This is a genomic window from Mesorhizobium sp. LCM 4577, assembly GCF_001854795.2.
GTDB classification, from domain to species: domain Bacteria; phylum Pseudomonadota; class Alphaproteobacteria; order Rhizobiales; family Rhizobiaceae; genus Mesorhizobium; species Mesorhizobium plurifarium.
The window spans coordinates 81952-107170 of record NZ_MDDU01000024.1 but is presented as its reverse complement, the minus strand read 5'-3'; the positions used below and the strand labels follow the sequence as shown (position 1 = coordinate 107170).

Genomic DNA, 25219 nt, shown 5'->3' with positions numbered 1-25219 from the left:
ATTTGCATCCGTATGCGGCATGGGCTCGAAAACGCTCCTCACCGCCTGCACCGCTCACGATTGGCACGGTTCGTGCTTGATGGAGGCGCAAGCGGGGCACACAACCCGTCTTCTTGGCAGTGGAGGCCACTTTTTACATGAAAAAGATCGAAGCGATCATCAAGCCATTCAAGCTGGACGAAGTGAAGGAAGCGCTTCAGGAGGCCGGACTGCAAGGTATCACCGTCACCGAGGCCAAGGGCTTCGGCCGCCAGAAGGGTCATACCGAGCTTTATCGCGGCGCCGAATATGTCGTTGACTTCCTGCCCAAGGTGAAGATCGAGGTGGTGCTCGGCGACGAGGCCGTCGAAGGCGCCATCGAGGCCATTCGCAAGGCGGCGCAGACCGGCCGCATCGGCGATGGAAAAATCTTCGTCTCCAACATAGAGGAAGTCGTGCGCATCCGTACCGGCGAGACCGGTATCGACGCCATCTGACCTTCAACCCACACCGGACGTCATCACACAGGGAAGAAATGACATGACGACAGCCAAAGACATCATGAAGCAGATCAAGGACAACGACGTGAAATTCGTCGACCTGCGCTTCACCGATCCGCGGGGCAAGCTGCAGCATGTGACGATGGATGTCGTCGAGGTCGAGGAAGACATGTTCGCCGACGGCGTCATGTTCGACGGCTCCTCGATCGCCGGCTGGAAGGCGATCAACGAGTCCGACATGGTGCTGATGCCCGACACCGATACCGTCCACATGGACCCGTTCTTCGCGCAGTCGACCATGGTCATCCTGTGCGACATCCTCGATCCGATCTCGGGCGAAGCCTATAATCGCGATCCGCGCGGCACCGCCAAGAAGGCCGAAGCCTACATGAAGTCGGAAGGCATCGGCGACACCATCTATGTCGGCCCGGAGGCCGAGTTCTTCGTGTTCGACGACGTCAAGTACAAGGCTGATCCTTACAACACCGGCTTCCGCCTCGACTCGACCGAACTGCCGTCCAACGACGACACCGACTATGAGACCGGCAATCTCGGCCACCGTCCGCGCATCAAGGGCGGCTATTTCCCGGTGCCGCCGATCGATTCCTGCCAGGACATGCGCTCCGAGATGCTGACCGTGCTCGCCGAGATGGGCGTGCGCGTCGAAAAGCATCACCATGAGGTCGCCGCCGCCCAGCACGAGCTCGGCATCAAGTTCGACACGCTGGTGCGCAACGCCGACAAGATGCTGATCTACAAGTATGTCGTGCACCAGGTCGCCAACGCCTATGGCAAGACGGCCACCTTCATGCCGAAGCCGGTGTTTGGCGACAACGGCTCGGGCATGCATGTCCACCAGTCAATCTGGAAGGGCGGCAAGCCGACCTTCGCCGGCAACGAATATGCAGGCTTGTCGGAGAGCTGCCTCTACTACATCGGCGRCATCATCAAGCACGCCAAGGCCATCAACGCGTTCACCAATCCGCTCACCAACTCCTATAAGCGTCTGGTGCCGGGCTATGAGGCGCCGGTGCTGCTCGCCTATTCGGCGCGCAACCGTTCGGCCTCCTGCCGCATTCCGTTCGGCTCCTCGCCGAAGTCGAAGCGCGTCGAGGTCCGCTTCCCCGATCCGGGCGCGAACCCCTATCTCGGCTTCGCCGCCATGCTGATGGCCGGCCTCGACGGCATCAAGAACAAGATCCATCCGGGGCAGCCGATGGACAAGGACCTCTACGACCTGCCGCCGAAGGAATTGAAGAAGATCCCGACCGTCAGCGGCTCGCTGCGCGAGGCGCTGCAGAACCTTGACAAGGACCGCGGCTTCCTGAAGGCCGGCGGCGTCTTCGACGACGACCAGATCGACTCCTATATAGAGTTGAAGATGGCCGAGGTCATGCGCTTCGAGATGACCCCGCACCCGGTCGAGTACGACATGTATTATTCGGTCTAAGCCTCTGATCGGACGCTGAAATCAAGCCCTTGGAGGTCATGGCCTCCAAGGGCTTTCATTTTTTGAGACGGATTTCGCGGCCTTCTTTTTCGAGCGGCAAAAAGAACCCCGGCGTTTCGCCGGGGTTCTCGCATGGACAGGTGTCGGAGGGCTGACGCCTATCCCGCAAGCTCGTCGGGTCCGTGCAGCGTCCAGTCGGCGCGGCGCGACAGGAACAGCAGGAAATAGATCGCGGCGACCGCCATGATCGCCAGCGTCGCGATCAGACTCGGACGCCCGAAAGCAGCGTCGAGCCAGTTTTGGTAGGCGACATAGATCAGCGCTACGAAGGCGAGGATCGCAGGCACCGGGAACAGCGGCATACGATAGTGGCCGCCCGACGTGGTGCCGTTGCGGCGGCCGGCGAAGACGGCGACGCAAAGCAGCGCATAGATCACGACCAGCGAGGTGCCGCTGACCACCAGCAAAAGGTTGAGATCGATGAAGCAGGCAAGGGCCGCCAGCACCGCCACGACGATGGTTGCGATCCATGGCGAGGCGTAAGTGCCGTGCACGGACGCCACCGCATTGTTGATCGGGCCGAACCAGGTCTTGTCCCGACCGGAGCTGAAGAGCAGTCGCGCCGCCTGCAGGATGATGGCGATGACGGCGTTGAAGATGGCGACCGCGATCGCCAGGCTGATCGCCACCGTCAGCCAATGGCCGCCGCGTGCCTCGAGGAAATATTCGATCTTCTGCGGAGCCGCGAGCAGGCCGACGAGATCCGGCGCGCCGAGAAGCACCGCGGTCAGTGGGATGAGCTCGGCGGCGACCGTGATCACCAGCGCCCAGAGCACCACCCTGCCGATGTTGCGCTTGGCGTCATGCGTCTCCTCACCGAAATAGGCGGCCGCGCCATAGCCGTTATAGGCAAAGAGCGACACGGCGGTGGATGCCAGGATGATGGCGGCCGAGGCCGGAACTAGCGTGTTGGTCGTGGCGTCGAGCAGTTGCGGCGCGGTGAACAGGCTGGAGAGCGGCCGCTCGACATGGGCGAACCCGAGCCCGGTCAGGATCAGCAGCGCCAGCATCTCGATGCCGAGGAAGATACCGGTGACGAAAGCGTTGAGTTTTATGCGCATGGCGGCGACTGCGCCGGCGAGGATAATCGTCACCACGCCGACCCATTGCGGGCTGAGATTGGGAATGATGACGCCGAGATAGGTGCCGACGCCAAGCGCGATGACGGCGACGATCAAGACGATCGACACGAACACCAGCACCAAGGTGACGAAGCCCCAGAAGCGGCCGAGCGTGCGGCCGATCATGGTGTATTCGCCGCCGGCCATCGGATAGGCCGAGGAAAGCTCGGCATAGACGAAGGCCATGAACAGGCCGATGACGGCCGCGATCACGAAGCTCAGGAATGAGCCGGTGCCGGCCAGCGCGATGACGCCCGGCACGATGATGAAGACTGATGATGCCGGCGTTACCGCCGAGAGCACGATCATCAGCGTGCCCAGCGCGTTCAGCGCCCGGTCCAAGCCCTTGGCGCCGGGGGCAGCCTTGTCTGCGGCCGCCGTGGTGGCTTCGTTTGTAGACATTATCCTCCCCTTTTTTTAATTGGATAAAAATTATTATCCGCAACGGAAGCTATCCGTGTCGCCACATAGCGTCAACAAATATACGATATGCCGACTTGCAAAAATTCACTGGCCAGTTTTTATTGAATCAAATTCAGGAAATCGAAATGGGCAGACCCAAGACACAGACCGATCGCCGCCTCACCCTGGTCGCAGCGGCGGAATCGATGATCGCCAAGCGCGGCCTCGCGGGCGTCACCTTGCGCGACGTGGCCAACGAGGCCGGCATGAGCTCGAGCGCCCTGCTCTATTATTATCCCGGCCTCAAGGAGCTTCTCGACGACGTGCAGAAGAAGGCGGTGGAACGCTTCTGCACCCAGCGCGCGTCATCGGTCGCCGCGATCGCCGATCCGCGGGCGCGGTTGAGGACGATGCTGGAAAGCGGCCTGCCGACCGATCCAGACGACCAGCTCTGCCGGCTTCTGCTGGAGCTCGGCGCCTATTCGCGCTCGGACGCCAGCTATGCCGCCCGCCATATCACGCTCTTCGAGCGCCAGGTGGCGATCTATGTCGGCATACTCGAGGCGGGCGCGGCCACCGGCATCTTCAAGCTGAATGCGGCGAGCGAGGTCATCGCCCGCAGCCTGGTCGTCCTCGAGGACGGCCTTGGCCTGCACCTCGTCAACGTCGTGCCGGCGGTCGACCACGCCTCTGCGATGGCGATCCTCGCCAGCTATGCAGAACTTGCGACCGGCTGCAGCCTTGGCTGAGCCGGCTCTCATCAATGGAGCATCCCTCAGCATGGACCAACGACTAGCCCCGACCACAACGCCGGCCGGCAAGACGCGCGCCCGCGGCCTTGGCATCCCCCTGCCCGGCACGCCAGGCCCGGCAAATGCCATCACCGATGTCGAAGGCGTGCTCGTCGGCTATTCGACGCTCATCAAAGGCGACGGCAGGCTCACCGTGGGCCATGGGCCGGTGCGCACGGGTGTCACCGCGGTCCTGCCTCTCGGCCGCGACGGCGTGGGGGTGGCATTGGCTGCCGGCTACCATTCCTTCAACGGCAATGGCGAGATGACCGGCGCCTCTTGGCTGGAGGAAGCCGGCAGCCTCTCCATGCCGATCCTGATCACCAACACACACGCGGTCGGCCCCTGTCATCGCGGCGTCATCGACTGGGTGGCGCGCAACAAGCCGCAACTGGCGAGCCAATGGCTGCTGCCGGTGGTGGCCGAAACCTGGGACGGCTATCTGAACGACATCAACGGCTCGCATGTCACTGTCGACCACGCGATCGAGGCTATCGACAACGCTGCCGGCGGCGGCATCGAGGAAGGATCAGTTGGCGGCGGCACCGGCATGAATTGCTACGCGTTCAAAGGCGGTTCAGGCAGCGCTTCGCGGATCGTCGACTATTGCCACCGCGCCTACACGGTCGGCGTCTTCCTGCAGGCCAATTTCGGCTCGCGCCAGGAGATCAGCATCGCCGGCGTGCCGCTCGGGCACGAGCTTGCCGCCGACAATCCGATGGAGGCGTATTTCAGCGGCGGGCCGACCGGCGCCGGCTCCTGCATCGGCATCGTCGCAACAGACGCGCCGCTGCTGCCCGGACAGTGCAAGGCGCTGGCCCGCCGCGTGCCGCTCGGGCTGGCGCGCACCGGCACCGCCGGCTCGCATTTCTCCGGCGATATCTTTCTCGCCTTCTCGACAGCCAACCCTGATGCTCTCAACGGTCGCTTCCCCAACGGCGCTCCGACAGAGAAGAGCTACAGCCATATGGATTTCGTTCCATGGGGCCGCATGGACGATTTTTACACCGCCGTGGTGCAGGCGACTGAGGAGGCCGTGCTCAACGCTCTGGTCGCCAATGAGGATATGGTCGGCCGCGACGGCAATCGTACCCCCGCCCTACCGCGAGACAAGGTGGTCGCGGCGCTGAAATCGCGCGGCGTCATCGCCGACTGACTGCAGCGGGCGGAGTTCGCGGGTAGTCGCCATGCAAAAAGCCCCGGCGTCGACCCGCCGGGGCTTTTAAGATCGTTTTCGTCGCGCCACTGGCTGGCAAGCCTGTGACGCCGAACAAAATCAGGCGGCGGCCGAAACGGCTGCGGTCGAGACCTGCGAGATCGTCTTCAGCACCTGCGAGGCGATCTGGTAGGGGTCGCCTTGCGAGTTCGGGCGGCGGTCTTCCAGGTAGCCCTTGTAGTCGTTCTTGACGAAGGAGTGCGGCACGCGGATCGAAGCACCGCGGTCGGCGACGCCGTAGGAGAACTTGTTCCACGGCGCGGTCTCGTGCTTGCCGGTCAGGCGCTTGTCGTTGTCCGGACCGTAGACGGCGATGTGATCCATCAGGTTCTTCTCGAACTGCGCCATCAGTGCCTCGAAATAGGTCTTGCCGCCGACTTCGCGCATGTACTTGGTCGAGAAGTTGCAATGCATGCCCGAACCGTTCCAGTCGGTGTCGCCGAGCGGCTTGCAGTGGAACTCGATGTCGATGCCGTATTTCTCGGTGAGGCGCAGCAGCAGGTACCGCGCCATCCACATCTGGTCGGCGGCCTTCCTGGAGCCCTTGCCGAAAATCTGGAATTCCCACTGGCCCTTCGCCACTTCGGCATTGATGCCTTCATGGTTGATGCCGGCGGCGAGGCAGAGGTCGAGATGCTCCTCGACGAGCTGGCGCGCGATGTCGCCGACATTCTTGAAACCGACGCCGGTGTAGTACGGGCCCTGCGGTGCGGGATAGCCGCTCTCGGGGAAGCCGAGCGGGCGGCCGTCCTTGTAGAAGAAATATTCCTGCTCGAAGCCGAACCAGGCGTCCTCATCGTCGAGAATGGTCGCGCGGCTGTTCGATGCATGCGGGGTGACGCCATCGGGCATCATGACTTCGCACATCACGAGAACACCATTGGTGCGGGCCGGATCCGGGTAAACCGCCACGGGCTTCAGCACGCAGTCAGAGCTGCGGCCCTCGGCCTGGTTGGTGGAGGAACCATCGAAGCCCCACAGCGGCAGCTGCTCGAGCGTCGGGAACTCGGCAAACTCCTTGATCTGGGTCTTGCCGCGCAGATTGGGGGTCGGGGTGTAGCCGTCGAGCCAGATATACTCGAGCTTGTATTTGGTCATTCCAGTGCCTCTCGTTGCTTGGACGCCGCCATGGCGGCATCGATGCATGGCCGGATCGGGCCGGCCTGCCGATGGTTAAAATGCAAGTCGTATGCCACTTCGATAGCGCGGGGTGCGGCAAAATGGTCATGGCAAAGCGTTGATTTTATTGAGCCGCCTTAGCAATGCGTTCGGATCGTTCAGGTGCTGATATTGATTAAATAATGTGCACGAGATGATCTTTTAATGGGCATATTGCCTAAAGGAGTCGCAGAACCTATTTTGGTGAAAAGGTGAATCGACATGCTCCTGGAAAGACAAGGAGATCGGCAATGCAAGTTACGCCATCGCGTCCATCGGCAAAAATTCTGATGTTCCCGCTTGCAGCAGGCAAGTCTGCCTCAAATTTAGGCGCAAAGGCCAAATTCGCAGCAGAGCTTGCAGCGCTCCGCGGCGAGCACGCCGATTTCGACGGCTGGTACCACGAGGCGGCGGTCGAGGAAGAAAACCAGCTGCGCAAGAGCTGATCGCCTCTTTGAATTCAGGAACGGAAAAGCCCGGCGCGATCGCTCGCGCCGGGCTTTCTGTTTTGAGCGGATGACCAGAGCAGTTCAGCGTTTGACAGGTTAGCCGACCTGCTCTGACTCAGCGTTTTATGCAATTCCGGACGGAAATCGCTGCGCACTTTCTTGGAATCGCTCTGGGTTACTCCTTGGCGTGCAGGTCCGTGCCGAGCGTATCCCTGACGAAGATCATGCCGATGATGAGCGACATCGCCGCGATGATCACCGGGTACCAGAGACCGTAGTAGATATCGCCCTTGTAGGCGCTGAGCGCGAACACCGTTGCCGGCAGCAGACCGCCGAACCAGCCATTGCCGATGTGGTAAGGCAGCGACATCCCGGTGTAGCGGATGCGGGTGGGGAACATCTCGACGAGGATGGCGGCGATCGGCCCATAGACCATGGTCACGAACAGCACCAGGATGAACAGGATGCCGATCGTAAGCGGCCAGTTGATGGCCGCCGGGTCGGCAGTCATGGCAAAGGCGCCGCCGCCCGGGATGGTGTAGACGGTGACTTCCGGCGCGCCGGCTGCCTCGTCCTTGGTCAGGATCTTGTCGGCGATCGCCTGATCGGTCTTCACCGTCGCCTTCTCGCCGCCGCGAATGGCCGTAGCGTCGAGCTTCAGTTCCGGGTTGGCCGCGACGAAGGCGTCGAGCTTCTGGTCCGCCACCTTGGCCGCGGCGCGCTTCAGCGGGTAGCCGCCGTCCTGCAGCGACGTGTTCACCGCCTTCTGGAAGGCCGCCTCCTTGGCCTTGGCCTGATCGCCGGCGGCAACGGCGTCATAAGATTCCACCGTCTCGTTGCCGATCTTGACCGTGGCAGCCGTGCCGGGGGCCGCGGTGGTCACCACGTCATAGGGCACCGAGTTCTTCGTGAGGAACGACGTCGCGATATCGCAGGAGGTCGTGAATTTCGCCGTGCCGACCGGGTTGAACTGGAACTTGCAGTCGCCGGGCGCCGCCGTCACCGTCGCGCGGGTGTTCTGCTGCGCGGTGGCCAGGGCCGGATTGGCGGCCCAGGTGAGCGCCTTGAACAGCGGGAAGGTGCAGACGATGCCCAGGGCGAGGCCGGCCATGATGATCGGCTTGCGACCGATCTTATCCGACAGCCAGCCGAACACGACGAAGAAGATCGAGCCGATGGCGAGCGCGATGGCGATCATGACATTGACCGACCACGCGTCGACCTTCAGCACGTTCTGCAGGAAGAACAGGGCATAGAACTGGCCATTGTACCAAATCACGGCCTGGCCGGCGGTGAGGCCGAGCAGCGCCAGCAGCGCGATCTTGGCGTTCTTCCACTGGCCGAAGGCTTCCGAGAGCGGCGCCTTGGAGCCCTTGCCCTCTTCCTTCATGCGCTGGAACGTCGGCGACTCCGAGAGCGACAGCCGGATCCAGATCGAGATGGCGAGCAGGAAGAACGAGACGATGAAGGGAATGCGCCAACCCCAAGCGGCGTAGGTTTCCTTGCTGAGCGACCCCTGCACGATCAGGATGACGATCAGCGACAGGAACAGCCCGAGCGTCGCCGTGGTCTGGATCCAGGACGTGTAGTAGCCGCGGCGGTCGTCCGGCGCGTGCTCGGCGACATAGGTCGCGGCACCGCCATATTCGCCGCCGAGCGCAAGGCCCTGCAGCATGCGCAGTCCAATCAGGATCACCGGCGCCGCAATGCCCCAACTGGCGTAGCCGGGCAGCAGGYCGACCAGGAAGGTGGACAGGCCCATGATCGTCATGGTGACGAGGAAGGTGTATTTGCGGCCGACGAGATCGCCGATGCGGCCGAACACCAGCGCGCCGAACGGACGCACGAGGAAGCCTGCGGCAAAAGCCAGCAGTGCGAAGATGTTGCGCGTCGCCTCCGGGATAGCCGGACTGAAGAAGGTCGAGCCGATGAAGGCGGCCAACGAGCCGTAGAGGTAGAAATCGTACCATTCAAAAACGGTGCCGAGCGATGAGGCGAAGATGACCTTCTTCTCCTCCCGCGTCATGCCGCGGCTGGTTCTGCCGGCGGTCGATGCCATTGCCATTGATAAATCCTCCCGTGAGATCCCGTCTGTCCTCCGCGGCTGCGCGCCACCATCCGCGCATCTGCGATGCGCGGACTCGAAAAACGCAGCCAACGAAGGAAAAAATGACAGAAAGGGCGCTCGAAAGGCACCGCGACGATGGGATTATGACTTTGGTATTAGGTGCGCTGCGAAAGCGGAGCAGTGCTTGAAATGCTTTAGCCCTGCAGCGCCTCGAGCAGGCTGACCGCCGCCAGCATGTCGCGCTTGCGGGCGGAGCGACGCGCCACCGCCTCGGCATCCTGGCCCCAATGCTCGATCTGCCAATCCTCGTCGACGTGGGCCGCGGCCCAAGCTTCCTCGGCGTCGATCTCGCCGAAATCGACGGCCAAGGCCAGCAGCGCCGATCCGGTCAGCGACGTCATGACATGGATGGCGGCCAGCCGCATCGGCTCCGCACGCTGGCCAAGATGTGCGCCGAGCACGGCGATCGCTTCGCGCGGCTGCTCGACATGGATGACGCCTTCGGCAAGGTTGAAGCGCGCCCTGAGGCTGCCGCGTGCCCAGTCGAGCACCGGATCCCAGAGCTTGTTCTGGCGATCGACCAGTCCCTGCGGGCCGTCGGCGCGATAGCAAAGTAGATCGGACGAGGCGAAGCGCAGCACGTCTTCCAGCACCGCCTGCGGATCGGAGGCGACGCCGTCGATGGCGGTGTTGACGAGCCGCATGACGGGCATCGTCACGGGATCTATGACCTCGCTCTGCGCGCCGAATTCATCGGCCACAAGTGACGCAGCCTTTTCAGTCGGCAGCACCATCACGGCCTTGCCTGGCGTGCGCACCGGCCTGCCGTCCAGATGGATGGCAAAACCGTTCTCGACGGGAGCCACCGAAACAGCCTTGTAGAAACGCTTCGGCAGCGGCGTCTTCATCTGGATCTGGGCGCGCCGCACCGGGTCGGGATCGGAGAGCAGTTTTCCGGCTTCGAGGTCTTCGAGGATATCGCGCATGCCGAACTCCCTAAACTGTTGGCTGCCTTCGCGCGGGCCGGTTGACGATGATCAGTCCGGCGGCGATCAGGCCGAGCGCCAGGATTATCCTGACGGTCGGCGGCTCGCCCAACAACACCGCGCCGCACAGGACGCCGAACACAGGCGACAAGAAGGCGAAACTCGACAGGCTTGCCGCCGGATAGCGCGTGAGCAGCCAGAACCACAACACATAGGTGAAGGCGACGATATAGAAAGACTGGAACAGCAACGCCAGTGTCGGCAAAGCGGCTACCGCGCGGATCGGCGGGCCGGCGAAAGGCATCACCAGGGCACCCACAATAGCGGCGCCGGCCAACTGATAGAGCAGCAGTTTCTCCGCGCGCGTCTCGACCAGCTTCGATCGCTTGATGACAATGCTGGTGGCCGCCCAGAGAATGCCCGAGCCAAGACTGAGCAGATCGCCGGTCAGCGTTGCGTCGCCGCCGGCAACGATGCCGTCGGAGAAAACCGCCGCCAGGCCGCAAAAGGCGAGAACAAGCCCACCGAGCTTGCGCGCGTTGATGCGCTCGCCAAGCAGAAAATGTCCGCCGATCAGCACCCAGAACGGCATGGTGTTGACCAGGAGCGTGTTACGGGCAACGGTGGTGTATTCGAGCCCGATATAGAGGCAGAGGAACTCGACGCCGAAGAGCACGCCGACGACGATGCCGGCGGCCAGCGTCCCGTCCGCCTCGAACAGCCTGATGCCGCGCAGCTGGCACCAGGCGAACACGCAGGCTCCCCCGATAAGCGAACGGGCGACCGAGACGAACACAGGGTCGTAACCTGCATAGGAGACCTTGGCGGCGACGTAGTTCAGCCCCCAGGAGAAGGTCAGCCCGACCATGATGGCCGCCGCCGCCATGTCGACCGCGTCGCGGCGATCCAGTACGGGCGCAGCAGTCAAATCTCAGTCCTCCGCGCTCTGTTCGTCAAAGCCGAGAAGGTTCCAGCTCTGGCGCATATGCGGCGGCATTGGCGCGGTCACGTCGATCACGCCCTGGTCGGGATGCGGTATGACAATCCGGCGGGCATGGAGATGCAGACGGTTCTGGATGCCGCCCGGAAATTCCCAGTTGGTGTCGGCCTCGAAATATTTGGGATCGCCGATGATCGGGCAGCCGATATGGGCGGCGTGGACGCGAAGCTGATGGGTGCGGCCGGTGTAAGGCTCCATTTCCAGCCATGACAGCGACTGTGCCGCCTGCTCGACGACGCGGTAATAGGAGACGGCGTGATCGGCGCCCTTCTCGCCATGCTTGGCGATGCGCACGCGGTCGCCATCCGGCGTCGCCTCCTTGACCAGCCAGGTCGAGATCTTGTCCTCTCGCTTTGCCGGCACGCCCTTGACCAGCGCCCAGTAGGTCTTCTTGGTTTCGCGCGCCCGGAACGCTTCCGACAGCTTCATCGCGGCAAGACGGGTGCGAGCGACGACCAGCACGCCGGACGTGTCGCGGTCGAGGCGATGGACGAGGCGCGGCTTCTCGCCCTTCTGGTTGCGCCAGGCCTCCAGCATGTCGTCGACATTGCGAGTGACGCCGGAGCCGCCCTGCACAGCCAGCCCCGCCGGCTTGTTGAAGACGAAGACTTTCGGGTCCTCGTGCAAGAGCATCTTGGCGAGCACTTCGGCATCGCCCTGGTTGCGGATCGAGTGACCAGTGAGCGGAACGTCGCCCTTCTTGTCGACGTCGAGCGGCGGGACACGTACGGATTGGYCGGGCTCGACGCGGGTGTCGGCCTTGACCCGGCCGCCGTCGACGCGGATCTGGCCCGAGCGCAAGAGCTTTTGCAGGTGGCCGAAGCCGAGGCCCGGATAATGGACCTTGAACCAGCGGTCGAGCCTCATGCCCGCCTCGCCGGCCTCAACCGTGATCTGTTCGACACCTGCCATGGATACGCTTTTCCGTTTGAAAGCGGCGCCATAGCACTAAGGCGAGGATGTTGCGAGCCAAAGACCCAACAAAGCCGGACGATTACCCCAATCGTCGCGCTGTATGCCGTCCAGCCTGGTCGCTCAGTTGCCGGAAGACGGCGGCGATAGCACGCAAACCGTCGAGCGCGTCAGGAATCGCCTCTCGCGGCCATTGTCGAGCGAGAACATGCCGCCCCTGCCCTTCACCACGTCGATGATAAGGTCGGTGTGCTTCCAGGCCTCATATTGCGAGGCGCTGATATAGACCGGCGTATCGCCGATCTCGCCGAGCTTCACGTCATTGTCGCCGATCATGAACTCGCCGCGCGGATAGCACATCGGCGACGAGCCGTCGCAGCAGCCGCCGGACTGGTGGAACAGAACCGGGCCGTGATCGGCGATGATCTCGGCAAGCAGCGCCTCGGCCGCCGGCGTGGCCGTCACTTTGCCCAATGAAGCACTATCCATCAAAACCTCCTCCAACTGACGGGAGGACGCGGATGAACCGCGCCCTCCTCTTCGCCCTGGGAGGATCAGAAGAAGCCGAGCTTCTTGGGGCTGTAGCTGACCAGCATGTTCTTGGTCTGCTGATAGTGGTCGAGCATCATCTTGTGCGTCTCGCGGCCGATGCCGGACTGCTTGTAGCCGCCGAAGGCGGCATGCGCCGGATAGGCGTGGTAGCAGTTCGTCCACACGCGTCCGGCCTGGATGGCGCGGCCGAAGCGGTAGCAGCGATTGGCGTCGCGGCTCCAGATGCCGGCGCCGAGGCCATAGAGCGTGTCGTTGGCGATCGACAGCGCCTCGTCATCCTCCTTGAAGGTCGTCACGGACACAACAGGGCCAAAGATCTCCTCCTGGAAGATGCGCATCTTGTTGTTGCCCTTGAACACGGTCGGCTTGACGTAATAGCCGCCGGCTAGGTCGCCCGGCAGATGGTTCTGCTCACCGCCGGTCAGCACCTCGGCGCCTTCCTGGCGGCCGATGTCGAAGTAGGACAGGATCTTCTCCAACTGCTCGCTCGATGCCTGGGCGCCGATCATGGTGGCCGGATCAAGCGGGTCGCCCTGGACGATCGCCTCGACGCGCTTCAGCGCGCGCTCCATGAATTTGTCATAGATCTTCTCATGCACCAGCGCACGGCTGGGACACGTGCAGACCTCGCCCTGGTTGAGCGCGAACATGACGAAGCCCTCGATCGCCTTGTCGAAGAAGTCGTCGTCTTCGGCCGTCACATCCTGGAAGAAGATGTTGGGCGACTTGCCGCCGAGCTCGAGCGTCACCGGGATGAGGTTCTGGCTGGCATATTGCGAGATCAGGCGGCCGGTCGTGGTCTCGCCGGTGAAGGCTATCTTGGCGATGCGGTTCGACGATGCCAGCGGCTTGCCGGCCTCGAGGCCGAAACCGTTGACGATGTTGAGCACGCCTTCGGGCAGAAGGTCGCCGATGAGGTCGGCCCACAGCATAATAGAGGCGGGTGTCTGCTCGGCGGGCTTGAGCACCACGCAATTGCCGGCGGCAAGCGCCGGCGCCAACTTCCACACCGCCATCAGCAGTGGGAAATTCCACGGGATGATCTGGCCGACGACGCCGAGCGGTTCGTGGAAGTGGTAGGCGACGGTGTCGTGATCGATCTCGGAGATCGAGCCTTCCTGGCTGCGCAGCACGCCGGCGAAATAGCGGAAATGGTCGACGGCCAGGGGAAGGTCGGCGGCCGTCGTCTCGCGGATCGGCTTGCCGTTGTCCCAGGTCTCGGCGAGCGCCAAAAGGTCGAGATTGTCTTCCATGCGGTCGGCGATGCGATGGAGGATCAGAGCGCGTTCCGCGGGGCTGGTTCTGCCCCAGGCGTCCTTGGCTTTGTGTGCGGCATCGAGCGCTGCCTCGATGTCGGCCGCATCCGAGCGGGCGATCTCGCACAGGGGCCGTCCGGTGACCGGCGAGATGTTCTCGAAATATTTGCCGGAATGCGGCGCTGCCCACTTGCCGCCGATGAAGTTGTCGTAACGCTTGGCGAACGGAACCTTGGCTGCGCGCGAGAATTCCACCTTGTTCATGTCTTCCTCCCGTAAAGGCGCGCCGCGGGATGCGGCGCGTTGGCGGAGGATTTTGCGGATGGTTGCCGCCTTGTCAGCCGGGGGCCCGGCGATCGCGGCCGCCGAGTGTCGCAGAACTGCGACAGGTCAGATCAGGAAATCAATGCGGGCGGCGGATTTCGAAACGGGCGAGCTTGCGATGCAGCGTCGCGCGCGAAATGCCGAGATTTTGGGCTGCCGCCGAGACATTGCCGCCGGCTCGCGCCATCGCCCGCTGCAACGCGCCGCGCTCGGCGTCGTCGAGGTCTTCCTTCGCCTTTGCCTGGTCGCCGAGAACGTCGGCAGCCAGCAAACCCCGGGCCAGGGCTTCGCCTGTTATTCCCAGTGCAAGCCGCGCCGACCGGGTCGCGCCGATCACCAGGTCATCCTGGTCGACCGCGATCAGCGCGCCGGCCCCGCGCTCGGCGACCGGCGCCAAAAGGATGCGGGCGTTGGAATACACCATTCGGAAATTCTCCGCCTCGATGCGGCGCGCGGCATCGCCAACCGCGACGGAGATGAGCTGGACGAATCCCTCCGTCAGGTCCGAACGGCAGGACGATACGTCGAGCGCGGCCGCCAGATTGCCTTCATGGTCATAGATCGGCGCCGTGGTGCAGCTCAGCAGCGTGTTGCGCGAAAAGAAATGCTGGTCGCGATGGATGGTCAGCGCCCGCTGCTCGGCAAGGCAGGTGCCGATGCCGTTGGTGCCTTCGCTGTCCTCACTCCAGACCGTGCCGGTCCACAGGCCCCATTCGTCGAAGGTTTCGTCGTCGGYGACCGCGCCCCGGCGCTCGACGGGGATGCCGTCGCGGTCGGCCAGCATCACGCAGCAACCAACTCCGCCGACCGCCTGGTAGAGCCGGTTGAGGCTTGCCTCGGCGGCGCGGATCATCCGCTCCATGCGCTGGCGGGCCCCTCTCAATTCGCCTTCGGTCAGCCGCCTGGGCGCCTTGCGCTCGGCCGGATCGAGATGGTGCAGTTGCAGCGAGCGCCGCCATGAGGCCACCAACGCCGAATGGGCCGCGTCGCTTTTCGCGATCGAAGCCTGGACCAGATCCGCATGCACGGCGGTTTGCCGTCCGATCAACCCTATCCTCCCGGTGAGCGGAACCTCCTTCCGCTCCGTCGCCATGCTCGCAGGAACATAGCCGACAATCCAAAGCGGTTCGGCCTTTGATACAATTGCCGACCGCGCAGACATTTGATTCCAAGCAATTCCACGCGGAAATCGCTACGCATCGCCTGGAACTGCTCCGGAGTTCTAAAGGTCGCAGTGTATCGGCGCCATAGGACGTTGGTTTAAACGGGACCCGGCCACTAGGGGCCGAACCCCGGAGCTTGCAGGGATCAATTGGCGGCGGCCTTCGGCTTGGACGAGCCGATCATCTTCCAGTTCTTGTAGAAGACGGAATTGATGCGCTCCACGCTGACCGAGACGATGGCGAGAAGGCCCGCGATCAGCCTCGGGAACGGGGATGGCCGGATGATGTCGACGAAGACGCAGTAGCGCCGACCGTCATATTCGTTGACCGAGCGGTGGAACAGCGTGTCGTCGAAGATGAACAAAGGATTGTCGTACCAATAGTTCTTCTTGCTGCCGCACTGGACGAAGATCTCCGCCTGCACCGGGATCAGATTGTAGAGGATGCGCAGGCTGAGCCGCAGCGGACCGAAATGCCAGGACGTGGATTCACGCTTGCTGAAAACGGATACCGCGATCGTCTTGATGTATTTGTAATCCTTATTGAATTCGGGAACGTTGTCGATCTTGTGCTTGCCGTACCACTGGTAGACATACATACCGCGCCGGCCGGCGCCGAAATTAGCGTCGATGTCGGCGATGATCTCGTCCTTGCGGGCTTTGAAGACGCCCAGGACCTCGTTGATCTCGCGCTGATAGTCCTCAGGGAACTGCTCGGGCTTCCAGACACCGGGGTTGCGGTAGCAGAGTAGGTCGACGATCAGGTTGAACGGCGACAGCAGCCAGGTGAACAGGCCGTTGCCGAGGAAGTAGCGCTCGAACAGGTTCCGGTTCTTCCGGTCGTTGCGCATGACGTCGATCAGGCCGCAGACGACCCAGATCGCCGTGATGATCGGGATAAAGTAGAAGGCGAGCGCAAGAACCACGACCGCGATGGCGGCCTTGCGGAGCGACTTGACGGTTTGCTTTTTCATTGTCATTCGCGCGGGAGCGCGATCCTGTTCCATGGGACAAAATCACGGCGACCCCCGCCAGCCGTGCGTCTTGATAGGATTTTTTGTTTCCCGGCACAATGCCGACGCACGGGTCCAAGCGGTCTGCCGGTGCAAATATTTGGAGCGGTCTACTCCACTTCAGCGCCATGTCCCGTCGGGCCGCGCGACTCAGCTGTTCCGCTCGCTGCGCAGCTTCGCCCAGTACTCCAGCCGCTTGCGGATATCGCGCTCGAACCCGCGTTCCGGCGGATCGTAGAAGGTGTGCCGGCCCATCTTCTCCGGAAAATAGTCCTGGCCGGAAAACGCGTCCGGCTCGTCATGGTCGTAGCGATAGCCGGCGCCGTAATCCTCCTGCTTCATCAGCTTGGTCGGCGCGTTGAGAATGTGTTTCGGCGGCAGCAGCGAGCCGAACTCCTTGGCCGCCGCGGTCGCGGCCTTGAAGGCTGTGTAGACGGCGTTCGATTTCGGCGCGGTGGCGAGATAAACGGCGGCCTGAGCGAAGGCAAGCTCGCCCTCGGGCGAGCCAAGATAGTCATAGGCATCCTTGGCCGCGTTGGCGACGACAAGCGCCTGCGGATCGGCGAGCCCGATATCCTCCACCGCCATGCGCACGAGCCGGCGGCCGAGATAAAGCGGATCCTCGCCGGCATCGAACATGCGGGCGAGGTAATAAAGGGCGGCATCCGGATCGGAGCCGCGCACCGATTTGTGCAGCGCCGAGATCAGGTTGTAGTGGCCATCCTGGCCCTTGTCGTAGATCGGCGCGCGGCGCTGGATGACGCGCTGCAGACCCTCCGGGCCAAACACCTCGCCTTTCTTGGCGGCGCGCCAGACTTCCTCGGCCAGCGTCAGCGAGGCGCGGCCGTCGCCGTCGGCCATGCGGATCAGCATCGCGCGCGCCTCGTCATCGAGCGGCAGCGCCCTGCCCTCGGTTTCTTCCGCCCGCGCCAGAAGCTTGGCGATGCTTTCCTCGCCCAGCGAACGGAACACCAGCACGCGCGCTCGCGACAGGAGCGCCGCGTTCAGCTCGAAGGACGGGTTCTCCGTGGTGGCGCCGACCAGCACCACGGTGCCGTCTTCCATCACCGGCAAAAACCCGTCCTGCTGGGCGCGGTTGAAGCGATGGATCTCGTCGACGAAGAGCAGCGTCTGGCGGCCGTTGGCGCGCCTGAGCTTCGCCGCCTCGAACACTTTCTTGAGATCCGCGACGCCGGAAAACACGGCGGATATCTGCTCGAAGGCAAGGTTGGTCTCGCCGGCGAGCAGCCGCGCCACCGTCGTCTTGCCGGTACCGGGCGGACCCCAGAAGATCATCGAGCCGAGCGAGCCGGAATCGATCAGCCTGGTCAGCGCGCCGTCAGGGCCGGTCAGATGCTCCTGGCCGACAACCTCACCAAGATTTTTCGGGCGCAGCCGGTCGGCCAGCGGCCGCCCGGGCGGCGCCTTTTCCGGCTCATCGGAACTGAACAGATCGGCCATGCAAGCCTTTTGGTTGAGATGCGATCTTCAGAGATGGGCAGACCGCCTCAATAACGCAACACCTGCCGCAGTATCTGCCCGCCGCGTTCGACGGTAAAGCGCCACCAGCGCGTGTCCTGCTGAGCAACCTGCGCCAGCGTCGCCGCGGTGTCGATGGTGGTGCCGTTCACCTCGCGCACGATATCGCCAGGCTGGAAGCCGAAATCGGCGGCCGGCGAATCGCGGCTGATATCAATGACGGTGACGCCCTTGAGGTCGGTGCGAAGGCCAAGCCGCTGGGCAAGCCTGGGCGAAAGTTCCGCAACCTTGGCGCCGGAAAAGGGACTGCGGCCACGCAGGGTGACCTCGCTGGGCTTGGCGCCTTCGGGCGCACGCTCCAGCGGGATTTCCAGCGTCGCCTGCTGCCCCTTGCTCAGCACGGCGAACGTCGCCTTGGTGCCGATCGACAGCGTCGCCATGCGGTAGTCGAGCGCCTCGACGCCTTCGACCGGCGTGTTGTTGAGCGACAGGATGACGTCGCCCGGCTTGAGGCCGGCCTTGCCGGCGGGCCCGGCCGCGTCAACCGACGACACCAGCGCGCCGGTCGGCTTCTCCATGCCGAGCGATTCGGCGATCTGCGGGGTCACCATTTCGAACTCGGCGCCGATATAGGGACGCTCGAAGAAGTCGAGGCCGGCCTTGGCGGCGTCGGCGAAGGCGCGCACCATGTTGGAGGGAATGGCGAAGCCGATGCCGATCGAGCCGCCGCTGCGGCTGTAGATCGCCGTGTTGATGCCAACCAATTGGCCGCCCATGTTGATCAGCGCGCCGCCCGAATTGCCGGGATTGATGGCCGCATCGGTCTGGATGAAATAGCCAGAATCCGAGACGCCGATGTGGCTGCGGGCGAGCGCCGAGACGATGCCGCTGGTGGTGGTCTGGCCGACCCCGAACGGGTTGCCGATGGCGAGCACCAGGTCGCCGACCTCGAGCGCGTCGGAATCGCCGATGGCAATCACCGGGCACGGCTTGTCGGCCGAGATTTTGAGCACGGCGAGATCGAGCGTCTCGTCCTTGAGCATGACCTTGGAGGTGAATTCGCGTCCGTCCGCGGTCGCCACCTTCACCTCGTCGGCGTCCTTGATGACGTGGAAGTTGGTAACGATGACGCCGCTCGGATCGACCAGCACGCCGGAGCCCAGCGAGGACTGCGCGCGCGGCTGGGCGCGGCCGAAGAACTCCTCGAAGAAGGGATCGCCCTCGAAGGGCGAGGTCACCTTGGCGGTCTGCGAGGCATAAACATTGACGACGGCCGGGGCCGTTTGCTTGACCAGCGGCGCGAAGGAGAGCTGCACCTCCTCGCGGCCGAACGGCACGCGTTTGTCGGGCCCGGACGTGCCGTTCTCGCCCTCGACGCCATGCAGCAGATCGGTCAGCACATCGGAGAGGCCCGGATCGGCCGGCTTGGCGGCATTCTCGGCAAAAGCCTGTCTTGCGGCCGGTGCCGCGGCGAAAACGGCCAGCGCGGCAACAAGAAACAGTCGTTTGAGGTGCATTCCGAATCCTCCAGATCGGGCGCCATTGTCCCGACGATTGTGCAGAATGAAAGGCTAATGCACACAAATGCGACACTTGTCGCGCAAAAGCGTGAGCCCAGACGTGAAATTCCGCTCGCTCTGCCCAAATCTCTTCCAAATGCAAAAAGGGGCCCGTAGGCCCCTTGAAGTCATTGACGAAAAAGCTTGGCCTCAGGCGGCCGCGGCTTCCTCATTGGCGCCTTCAGCCTCGAGACGGGCGCGGTCGGCGGCGCCCTTGGCCGACGTGTCGCGATCGACGAACTCGATGACCGCCATGGCGGCGTTGTCGCCCTTGCGGAAGCCCGCCTTCATGATGCGCAGATAGCCGCCATTGCGCTGCGCATAACGCGGCGCAATCGTGTCGAACAGGCGCTTCACGACCGGTTCGTTGCCGATCTGGGCGATGACCTGACGACGGGCGTGCAGGTCGCCGCGCTTGCCGAGCGTCACCAGCTTCTCGACAATCGGACGCAGGTCCTTCGCCTTCGGCAGCGTGGTGACGATCTGCTCGTGCTCGATCAGAGACACGGCGAGGTTGGCGAACATCGACTTGCGATGGCTGATGCTGCGGGCGAAGCGACGGCCCTTGAAACCGTGGCGCATGGCTCTTTTCCTTCTTCAGTTGTTCAAGAGGCCACGGCCTCTGATGGTTTTCCGCATGACCGTCGGATCGAGCGGCTCTCGCCGCCGATCCTTGGAATTCATGCTCAATATTGGTCTTCGTAACGCTTGGCGAGGTCTTCGATGTTTTCCGGCGGCCAGTCCGGCACTTCCATGCCGAGATGGAGGCCCATGGCCGCCAGCACTTCCTTGATCTCGTTCAGCGACTTGCGGCCGAAGTTCGGGGTGCGCAGCATCTCGGCTTCGGTCTTCTGGATCAGGTCGCCGATATAGACGATGTTGTCGTTCTTCAGGCAGTTGGCCGAACGCACCGAAAGCTCGAGCTCGTCGACCTTCTTGAGCAGCGCCGGGTTAAAGGCGAGCTCGGTGACGGCTTCAGCGGCGACTTCCTTCTGCGGTTCGTCGAAATTGACGAACAGCGCGAGCTGGTCCTGCAGGATGCGGGCTGCGAACGCGACCGCGTCCTCGCCCGAGATCGAGCCGTTGGTCTCAATGGTCATGGTGAGCTTGTCATAGTCGAGCACCTGGCCCTCGCGGGTGTTCTCGACCTTGTAGGAGACCTTCTTGACCGGCGAGTAGAGGCTGTCGACCGGGATCAGGCCGATCGGCGCGTCTTCGGCGCGGTTGCGCTCGGCGGGCACATAGCCCTTGCCGGTGTCGACGGTGAATTCCATGCGGATCTCGGCGCCCTCGTCCAGCGTGCAGATGACGTGGTCGGGGTTGAGGATCTCGACGTCGCCCACGGTCTGGATGTCGCCTGCGAGCACTGCGCCCGGGCCTTGCTTGCGCACGACCATACGCTTGGGACCATCACCTTCCATGCGGATGGCGATTTCCTTGATGTTGAGCACGATGTCGGTCACGTCCTCGCGCACGCCGGCGATGGACGAGAACTCGTGCAGCACGCCGTCGATCTGCACGGCGGTCACAGCCGCGCCGCGCAGCGAAGACAAAAGCACGCGCCGCAGCGCGTTGCCCAGCGTCAGGCCAAAGCCGCGTTCGAGCGGCTCGGCCACCAGCGTGGTCAGCGTCTTCTTCTTCGACGAGAACTCGATCTTGTTCGGCTTGATCAGTTCCTGCCAGTTCTTCTGGATCATAAATGTCTTCCTTCCTTTGCCCCGCCACCATCCAATCGTGGCGGGCGACACGGAAAACCGCGGAGGAACGCCGTGGCGTTCGCGCGGCGCTTAAAAATCAGACGCGGCGCTTCTTGCGCGGACGGCAGCCATTGTGCGGGATCGGCGTCACGTCACGGATCGAGGTGATGGTGAAGCCGGCCGCCTGCAGCGCGCGAAGGGCCGATTCACGACCGGAGCCGGGTCCGCAGACCTCGACCTCGAGCATGCGCATGCCGTGTTCCTGCGCCTTCTTGGCGACGTCCTCTGCGGCCATCTGGGCGGCGAACGGGGTCGATTTGCGCGAACCCTTGAAGCCCTGGGCGCCGGCCGACGACCAGGCAATCGAATTGCCCTGCGCGTCGGTGATGGTGATCATGGTGTTGTTGAAGGTCGAATTGACGTGGGCAACGCCCGACGAGATGTTCTTGCGTTCGCGACGGCGAACACGAGCGGCTTCCTTGGCCATGGTAGTCCTTTCAGTTGATCTCTACACCGCCGTAATGCCAGCGGCTCCACCTTGGGAAGCGAGCAGGGAGTAGTGAGTAGCGAATAGAACCCTACTCGCTAATGACTACTCGCTATTCGCTCAATTACTTCTTCTTGCCGGCGATTGCCTTGGCCGGGCCCTTGCGGGTGCGCGCATTGGTGTGCGTGCGCTGGCCGCGGACCGGCAGCGAGCGGCGGTGACGCAGGCCGCGGTAGCAGCCGAGGTCCATGAGCCGCTTGATGTTCATCGAGACTTCGCGACGCAGGTCGCCTTCGACCTGGTAGTCGCGGTCGATCGTCTCGCGGATCTGCAGCACTTCCGCGTCGGTCAGTTGGTTGACGCGGCGGTCCGCCGGGATGCCGACCTTGTCGACGATCTCCTGGGCAAACTTCTTGCCGATGCCGTGAATGTACTGAAGCGCGATGACGACGCGCTTGTTGGTCGGAATGTTGACGCCGGCTATACGAGCCATTTTCTTCTCTTTCTCCATGTGGGCCGGGCATGCCCGGCGCTGTCGAAGTTGCCCCGCGTCCGGTGGAGGCCGGCCCTTGCGGGAGTTTCCTGGTTCAAAGCGGATGCCTTGCCCGCAAGGGCAAGCAAAGTCCATGCCTGATAGGAAGACGGGCCGCCATACCCCAACGGCCCACTCCAGTCAAGCGCAATCTTTAATTGTCGCCGCGACCTACTTCGCCGCGGCCGCGAGCACTTTGCCGATCTCGGCGGTCACGGCATCGATGCTGGCCATGCCGTCGACGGTCTTGAGCTTGCCTTTGGCGTAGTAGTAGCCGGTCAGCGGCGCCGTCTTTTTGTAGTATTCGCGCAGGCGTTCCTCGAACACCGCAGGGTTGTCGTCCTTGCGCACCGGCTGGCCGGCGGCCTTGGCATCCTCTGCGCGTTTTACGATTCGGCCAACCAGCGCCTTGTCGTCGACGACAAGCTCGATGACGGTGTCGAGCGCAATGCCGCGCTCGGCAAGCATCGCCTCGACCGCGTCGGCCTGCACCAGCGTGCGCGGGTAGCCGTCGAGGATGAAGCCCTTGGCGCAATCCGGCTGATCGATGCGTTCGGCGACGATGGCGTTGACGATTGCATCCGAGACCAGCTCACCGGCATCCATCACCGCCTTCGCACGCTTGCCGACCTCGGTTCCGGCCTGGACGGCGGCACGCAGCATGTCACCCGTCGAGAGCTGGGGGATGCCGTGTTTTTCTACCAGTCTTTGTGCTTGCGTCCCCTTGCCCGCTCCTGGCGGCCCAAGCAATATCAGCCTCATCTGCTCCTCTTACCCCCGCGCAACTTCGACTTCTTGATCAGGCCCTCATACTGGTGCGCGATCAGGTGGCCCTGAATCTGCGCCACCGTGTCGAGCGTGACACTGACCACGATCAGAAGCGATGTGCCACCGAGATAGAAAGGTACGCCAGTCGCCGAGATCAGGAACTCCGGCAGCAGACAGACCAGCACCAGGTAGATGGCGCCGACGACGGTGATACGCGTCAGAACATAGTCGATATATTCGGCGGTGCGCTCGCCCGGACGATAGCCCGGGATGAAGCCGGAATGCTTCTTGAGCTGGTCGGCCGTGTCCTTCGGGTTGAAGACGATCGCCGTGTAGAAGAAGGCGAAGAAGACGATCATGCCCGCATAGAAGATCATGTAGAGCGGCTGGCCGTGGCCGAGCGAGGCCAGGATCGTGCTTGCCCAGGCCGGCAAGTTGGTCGTCTGCGAGAAGCCCGCGACGGTCGCCGGCAGAAGCAGCAGCGAGGACGCGAAGATCGGCGGGATGACACCCGAGGTGTTGAGCTTCAGCGGCAAATGCGAGGTATCGCCCTGGAACATGCGGTTGCCGACCTGGCGCTTCGGATACTGGATGAGCAGCCGACGCTGCGCGCGCTCGAAGAAGACGATCAGCGCGATGACGACGATGGCCAGAACGATGATCGCGAGGATGAGACCGGTCGACAGCGCGCCGGTGCGGCCGAGCTCCAGAGTGCCGGAGATCGCCCGCGGCAAGCCGGCGACGATGCCGGAGAAGATGATCAGCGAAATTCCGTTACCGATGCCGCGCGCCGTGATCTGCTCGCCGAGCCACATCAGGAACATGGTGCCGCCGACCAGCGTGACGACGGTCGAGATGCGGAAGAACATGCCGGGATCGTTGACGATGCCGTTGCCGCCTTCGAGGCCGACCGAAATGCCGTAGGCCTGGATCAGCGCCAGAAGCACGGTGCCGTAGCGCGTGTACTGGTTGATGATCTTGCGGCCCTGCTCGCCTTCCTTCTTCAGCGATTCCAGCGACGGGATGACCGAGGTCATCAGCTGCATGATGATGGAGGCGGAGATGTAAGGCATGATGCCCAGCGCGAAGATCGCCATGCGCTGCACGGCGCCGCCGGCGAACATGTTGAACATGCCGAGCACGCCCTTGCTCTGCGAGGAGAAGGCTTGGGCGAAAGCGTCGGGATTTATGCCGGGAAGCGGGATATAGGTGCCGAGGCGGTAGACGAGCAGCGCGCCGATGGTGAACCAGATGCGCTTCTTGAGATCCTCGGCCTTGGCGAAGGCCGCGAAATTCAGATTGGAGGCTAGTTGTTCAGCAGCCGAAGCCATGCCTGATTCTCCGCTAGAGCATGCCGAAAAGTGTGGAGCGGTTTCCGGACGAGATCATGCTCTACTTCTTTGATTTCTATGTCACGCTCGATGCCCGCAGCTCAGGCGGCGCGTGTCACCGAAGCTCACGAGATAAGCTCCGGACCGTAAACATGCAAGCGGCCGCGTTGACGCGGCCGCCCAATTCACCAGATCAAAGCGCGGTTCGACGGAAAATGCGAAATCATCCCGATCGGCCGCGCTTCAAATCGCCGTTACTCGGCGGTGGCCGCTTCCGGCAGCTTCACCGAACCGCCGGCCTTCTCGATCTTCTCGATCGCGGCCTTGGAGGCGCCGGCCACGTCGAAGGAGAGCTTGGCCTTGAGCTCGCCGTCGGACAGCACGCGCACGCCGTCCTTGGCGCGGCGGATGACACCGGYGGCAACCAGGGCCTCAGCCGTCACGGCCGCCTTGGCGTCGAGCTTCTTGGCGTCGATCGCAGCCTGGATCTTGGCGAGCGACACGACCGCGAAGCTCTTGCCGAACAGGTTGTTGAAGCCGCGCTTCGGCAGGCGCCGGTAGAGCGGCATCTGGCCGCCCTCGAAGCCGTTGATGGCAACGCCCGAACGGGCCTTCTGACCCTTGACGCCGCGCCCGGCGGTCTTGCCCGAGCCGGAGCCGATGCCGCGACCGAGGCGCTTCCTGGAATGCGTGGCGCCGTCCTTGTCACGCAGATCGTTGAGTTTCATCATTCTTCTCCTGCGCTTCCGTTCACGCCTCGTCCACGACGCGGACGAGATGCTGGACGGCGGCGATCATGCCGCGCACGGAAGGGGTGTCTTCCAGCGTGCGCCGCTTGTGCATCTTGTTCAGGCCGAGGCCGACCAGCGTCGCGCGCTGCTCCTTCGGCCGGCGGATCGGGGAGCCGATCTGCTCGACGGTGATGGTCTTGGTAGCTTTCTTGGCCATGGTCGAAATCCCTGGTCAG

General features: G+C 63.3%; 25 protein-coding genes. 5 read left to right on the top strand and 20 right to left on the bottom strand.

All coding sequences use genetic code 11. From position 1 onward, the window contains the following. Positions 1-137 precede the first annotated feature (137 nt). A complete protein-coding gene (locus LCM4577_RS22150) occupies positions 138-476 on the top strand; it encodes a P-II family nitrogen regulator (protein WP_018428041.1) in 339 nt (112 codons plus the stop codon). Between the two features lie 43 nt (positions 477-519). After that, positions 520-1929 carry a type I glutamate--ammonia ligase gene (gene glnA, locus LCM4577_RS22145; protein WP_071073430.1) on the top strand — a complete coding sequence of 470 codons (1410 nt, stop codon included), beginning with the start codon at positions 520-522 and terminating at the stop codon, positions 1927-1929. A gap of 158 nt (positions 1930-2087) precedes the next feature. Here glnA and LCM4577_RS22140 read toward each other — a convergent pair whose 3' ends face one another. Next, positions 2088-3512 carry an APC family permease gene (locus tag LCM4577_RS22140; protein ID WP_083354809.1) on the bottom strand — a complete coding sequence of 475 codons (1425 nt, stop codon included), beginning with the start codon at positions 3510-3512 and terminating at the stop codon, positions 2088-2090. Between the two features lie 146 nt (positions 3513-3658). Here LCM4577_RS22140 and LCM4577_RS22135 point away from each other — a divergent pair, with 146 nt between their 5' ends. Together LCM4577_RS22135 and LCM4577_RS22130 are read left to right on the top strand one after the other, a co-directional pair. Beyond that, positions 3659-4261, top strand: a complete 603-nt coding sequence (locus LCM4577_RS22135) for a TetR/AcrR family transcriptional regulator (RefSeq protein WP_071073428.1) — start codon at positions 3659-3661, stop codon at positions 4259-4261. A 31-nt stretch (positions 4262-4292) separates the two neighbouring features. Continuing rightward, positions 4293-5459 (top strand): P1 family peptidase, encoded by a 1167-nt coding sequence (locus LCM4577_RS22130; RefSeq protein ID WP_071073426.1) that lies wholly within the window; start codon positions 4293-4295, stop codon positions 5457-5459. 120 nt (positions 5460-5579) lie between these two features. Here the strand turns inward: LCM4577_RS22130 and LCM4577_RS22125 are convergent, their stop codons facing one another. Then, the gene (locus tag LCM4577_RS22125; protein WP_071030066.1) at positions 5580-6617 is read right to left on the bottom strand and encodes a glutamine synthetase beta-grasp domain-containing protein; all 1038 of its coding nucleotides are present in this window, start codon (positions 6615-6617) and stop codon (positions 5580-5582) included. A 311-nt stretch (positions 6618-6928) separates the two neighbouring features. Here LCM4577_RS22125 and LCM4577_RS22120 point away from each other — a divergent pair, with 311 nt between their 5' ends. Then, entirely contained in the window at positions 6929-7123 is a 195-nt protein-coding gene (locus LCM4577_RS22120; RefSeq protein ID WP_071073424.1) for a DUF2735 domain-containing protein, read from the top strand. Between the two features lie 178 nt (positions 7124-7301). Here LCM4577_RS22120 and LCM4577_RS22115 read toward each other — a convergent pair whose 3' ends face one another. The 18 genes from LCM4577_RS22115 to rpmD all read right to left on the bottom strand — a co-directional run bounded on the left by LCM4577_RS22115 (position 7302) and on the right by rpmD (position 25200). Further along, positions 7302-9191, bottom strand: a complete 1890-nt coding sequence (locus tag LCM4577_RS22115) for an MFS transporter (RefSeq protein ID WP_071073422.1) — start codon at positions 9189-9191, stop codon at positions 7302-7304. 197 nt (positions 9192-9388) lie between these two features. Further along, positions 9389-10180 (bottom strand): ATP12 family chaperone protein, encoded by a 792-nt coding sequence (locus LCM4577_RS22110; protein WP_071073420.1) that lies wholly within the window; start codon positions 10178-10180, stop codon positions 9389-9391. 10 nt (positions 10181-10190) lie between these two features. Next, entirely contained in the window at positions 10191-11066 is an 876-nt protein-coding gene (locus tag LCM4577_RS22105; protein ID WP_071073746.1) for a DMT family transporter, read from the bottom strand. A 45-nt stretch (positions 11067-11111) separates the two neighbouring features. Then, positions 11112-12092: an RluA family pseudouridine synthase gene (locus tag LCM4577_RS22100; RefSeq protein ID WP_071073418.1), complete on the bottom strand. Its 981-nt coding sequence runs from the start codon at positions 12090-12092 to the stop codon at positions 11112-11114. 123 nt (positions 12093-12215) lie between these two features. Then, on the bottom strand, positions 12216-12581 hold the full coding sequence (locus tag LCM4577_RS22095) for a DUF779 domain-containing protein (protein ID WP_071073416.1): 366 nt from the start codon (positions 12579-12581) through the stop codon (positions 12216-12218). Positions 12582-12646: 65 nt separating this feature from the next. Then, entirely contained in the window at positions 12647-14164 is a 1518-nt protein-coding gene (gene adh, locus LCM4577_RS22090) for an aldehyde dehydrogenase (protein ID WP_071073414.1), read from the bottom strand. A gap of 139 nt (positions 14165-14303) precedes the next feature. Further along, the gene (locus LCM4577_RS22085) at positions 14304-15272 is read right to left on the bottom strand and encodes a GAF domain-containing protein (protein WP_071073412.1); all 969 of its coding nucleotides are present in this window, start codon (positions 15270-15272) and stop codon (positions 14304-14306) included. Between the two features lie 260 nt (positions 15273-15532). Continuing rightward, complete coding sequence (locus tag LCM4577_RS22080) at positions 15533-16360, bottom strand: aspartyl/asparaginyl beta-hydroxylase domain-containing protein (protein ID WP_040983439.1); 828 nt, start codon at positions 16358-16360, stop codon at positions 15533-15535. Between the two features lie 189 nt (positions 16361-16549). After that, entirely contained in the window at positions 16550-17860 is a 1311-nt protein-coding gene (locus tag LCM4577_RS22075; protein WP_071073410.1) for a replication-associated recombination protein A, read from the bottom strand. A gap of 47 nt (positions 17861-17907) precedes the next feature. Further along, positions 17908-19395 (bottom strand): DegQ family serine endoprotease, encoded by a 1488-nt coding sequence (locus LCM4577_RS22070; protein ID WP_071073408.1) that lies wholly within the window; start codon positions 19393-19395, stop codon positions 17908-17910. 192 nt (positions 19396-19587) lie between these two features. Then, a complete protein-coding gene (gene rplQ / locus LCM4577_RS22065) occupies positions 19588-20019 on the bottom strand; it encodes a 50S ribosomal protein L17 (protein ID WP_040982999.1) in 432 nt (143 codons plus the stop codon). Positions 20020-20123: 104 nt separating this feature from the next. After that, on the bottom strand, positions 20124-21134 hold the full coding sequence (locus LCM4577_RS22060; RefSeq protein WP_040983001.1) for a DNA-directed RNA polymerase subunit alpha: 1011 nt from the start codon (positions 21132-21134) through the stop codon (positions 20124-20126). Positions 21135-21231: 97 nt separating this feature from the next. Next, a complete protein-coding gene (gene rpsK, locus LCM4577_RS22055; protein ID WP_006205444.1) occupies positions 21232-21621 on the bottom strand; it encodes a 30S ribosomal protein S11 in 390 nt (129 codons plus the stop codon). A 124-nt stretch (positions 21622-21745) separates the two neighbouring features. Then, positions 21746-22114, bottom strand: coding sequence for a 30S ribosomal protein S13 (rpsM, locus tag LCM4577_RS22050; protein WP_027170351.1), 369 nt, complete (start codon positions 22112-22114; stop codon positions 21746-21748). 210 nt (positions 22115-22324) lie between these two features. Continuing rightward, complete coding sequence (locus LCM4577_RS22045; protein ID WP_040983004.1) at positions 22325-22915, bottom strand: adenylate kinase; 591 nt, start codon at positions 22913-22915, stop codon at positions 22325-22327. Further along, entirely contained in the window at positions 22912-24252 is a 1341-nt protein-coding gene (gene secY, locus LCM4577_RS22040; RefSeq protein WP_040983006.1) for a preprotein translocase subunit SecY, read from the bottom strand. Before secY ends, LCM4577_RS22045 begins: the two co-directional genes overlap by 4 nt. Before the next feature lie 254 nt (positions 24253-24506). Beyond that, a complete protein-coding gene (gene rplO / locus LCM4577_RS22035) occupies positions 24507-24980 on the bottom strand; it encodes a 50S ribosomal protein L15 (protein WP_071073406.1) in 474 nt (157 codons plus the stop codon). 22 nt (positions 24981-25002) lie between these two features. Further along, the gene (rpmD, locus tag LCM4577_RS22030) at positions 25003-25200 is read right to left on the bottom strand and encodes a 50S ribosomal protein L30 (RefSeq protein ID WP_027170355.1); all 198 of its coding nucleotides are present in this window, start codon (positions 25198-25200) and stop codon (positions 25003-25005) included. Positions 25201-25219: the final 19 nt, after the last annotated feature.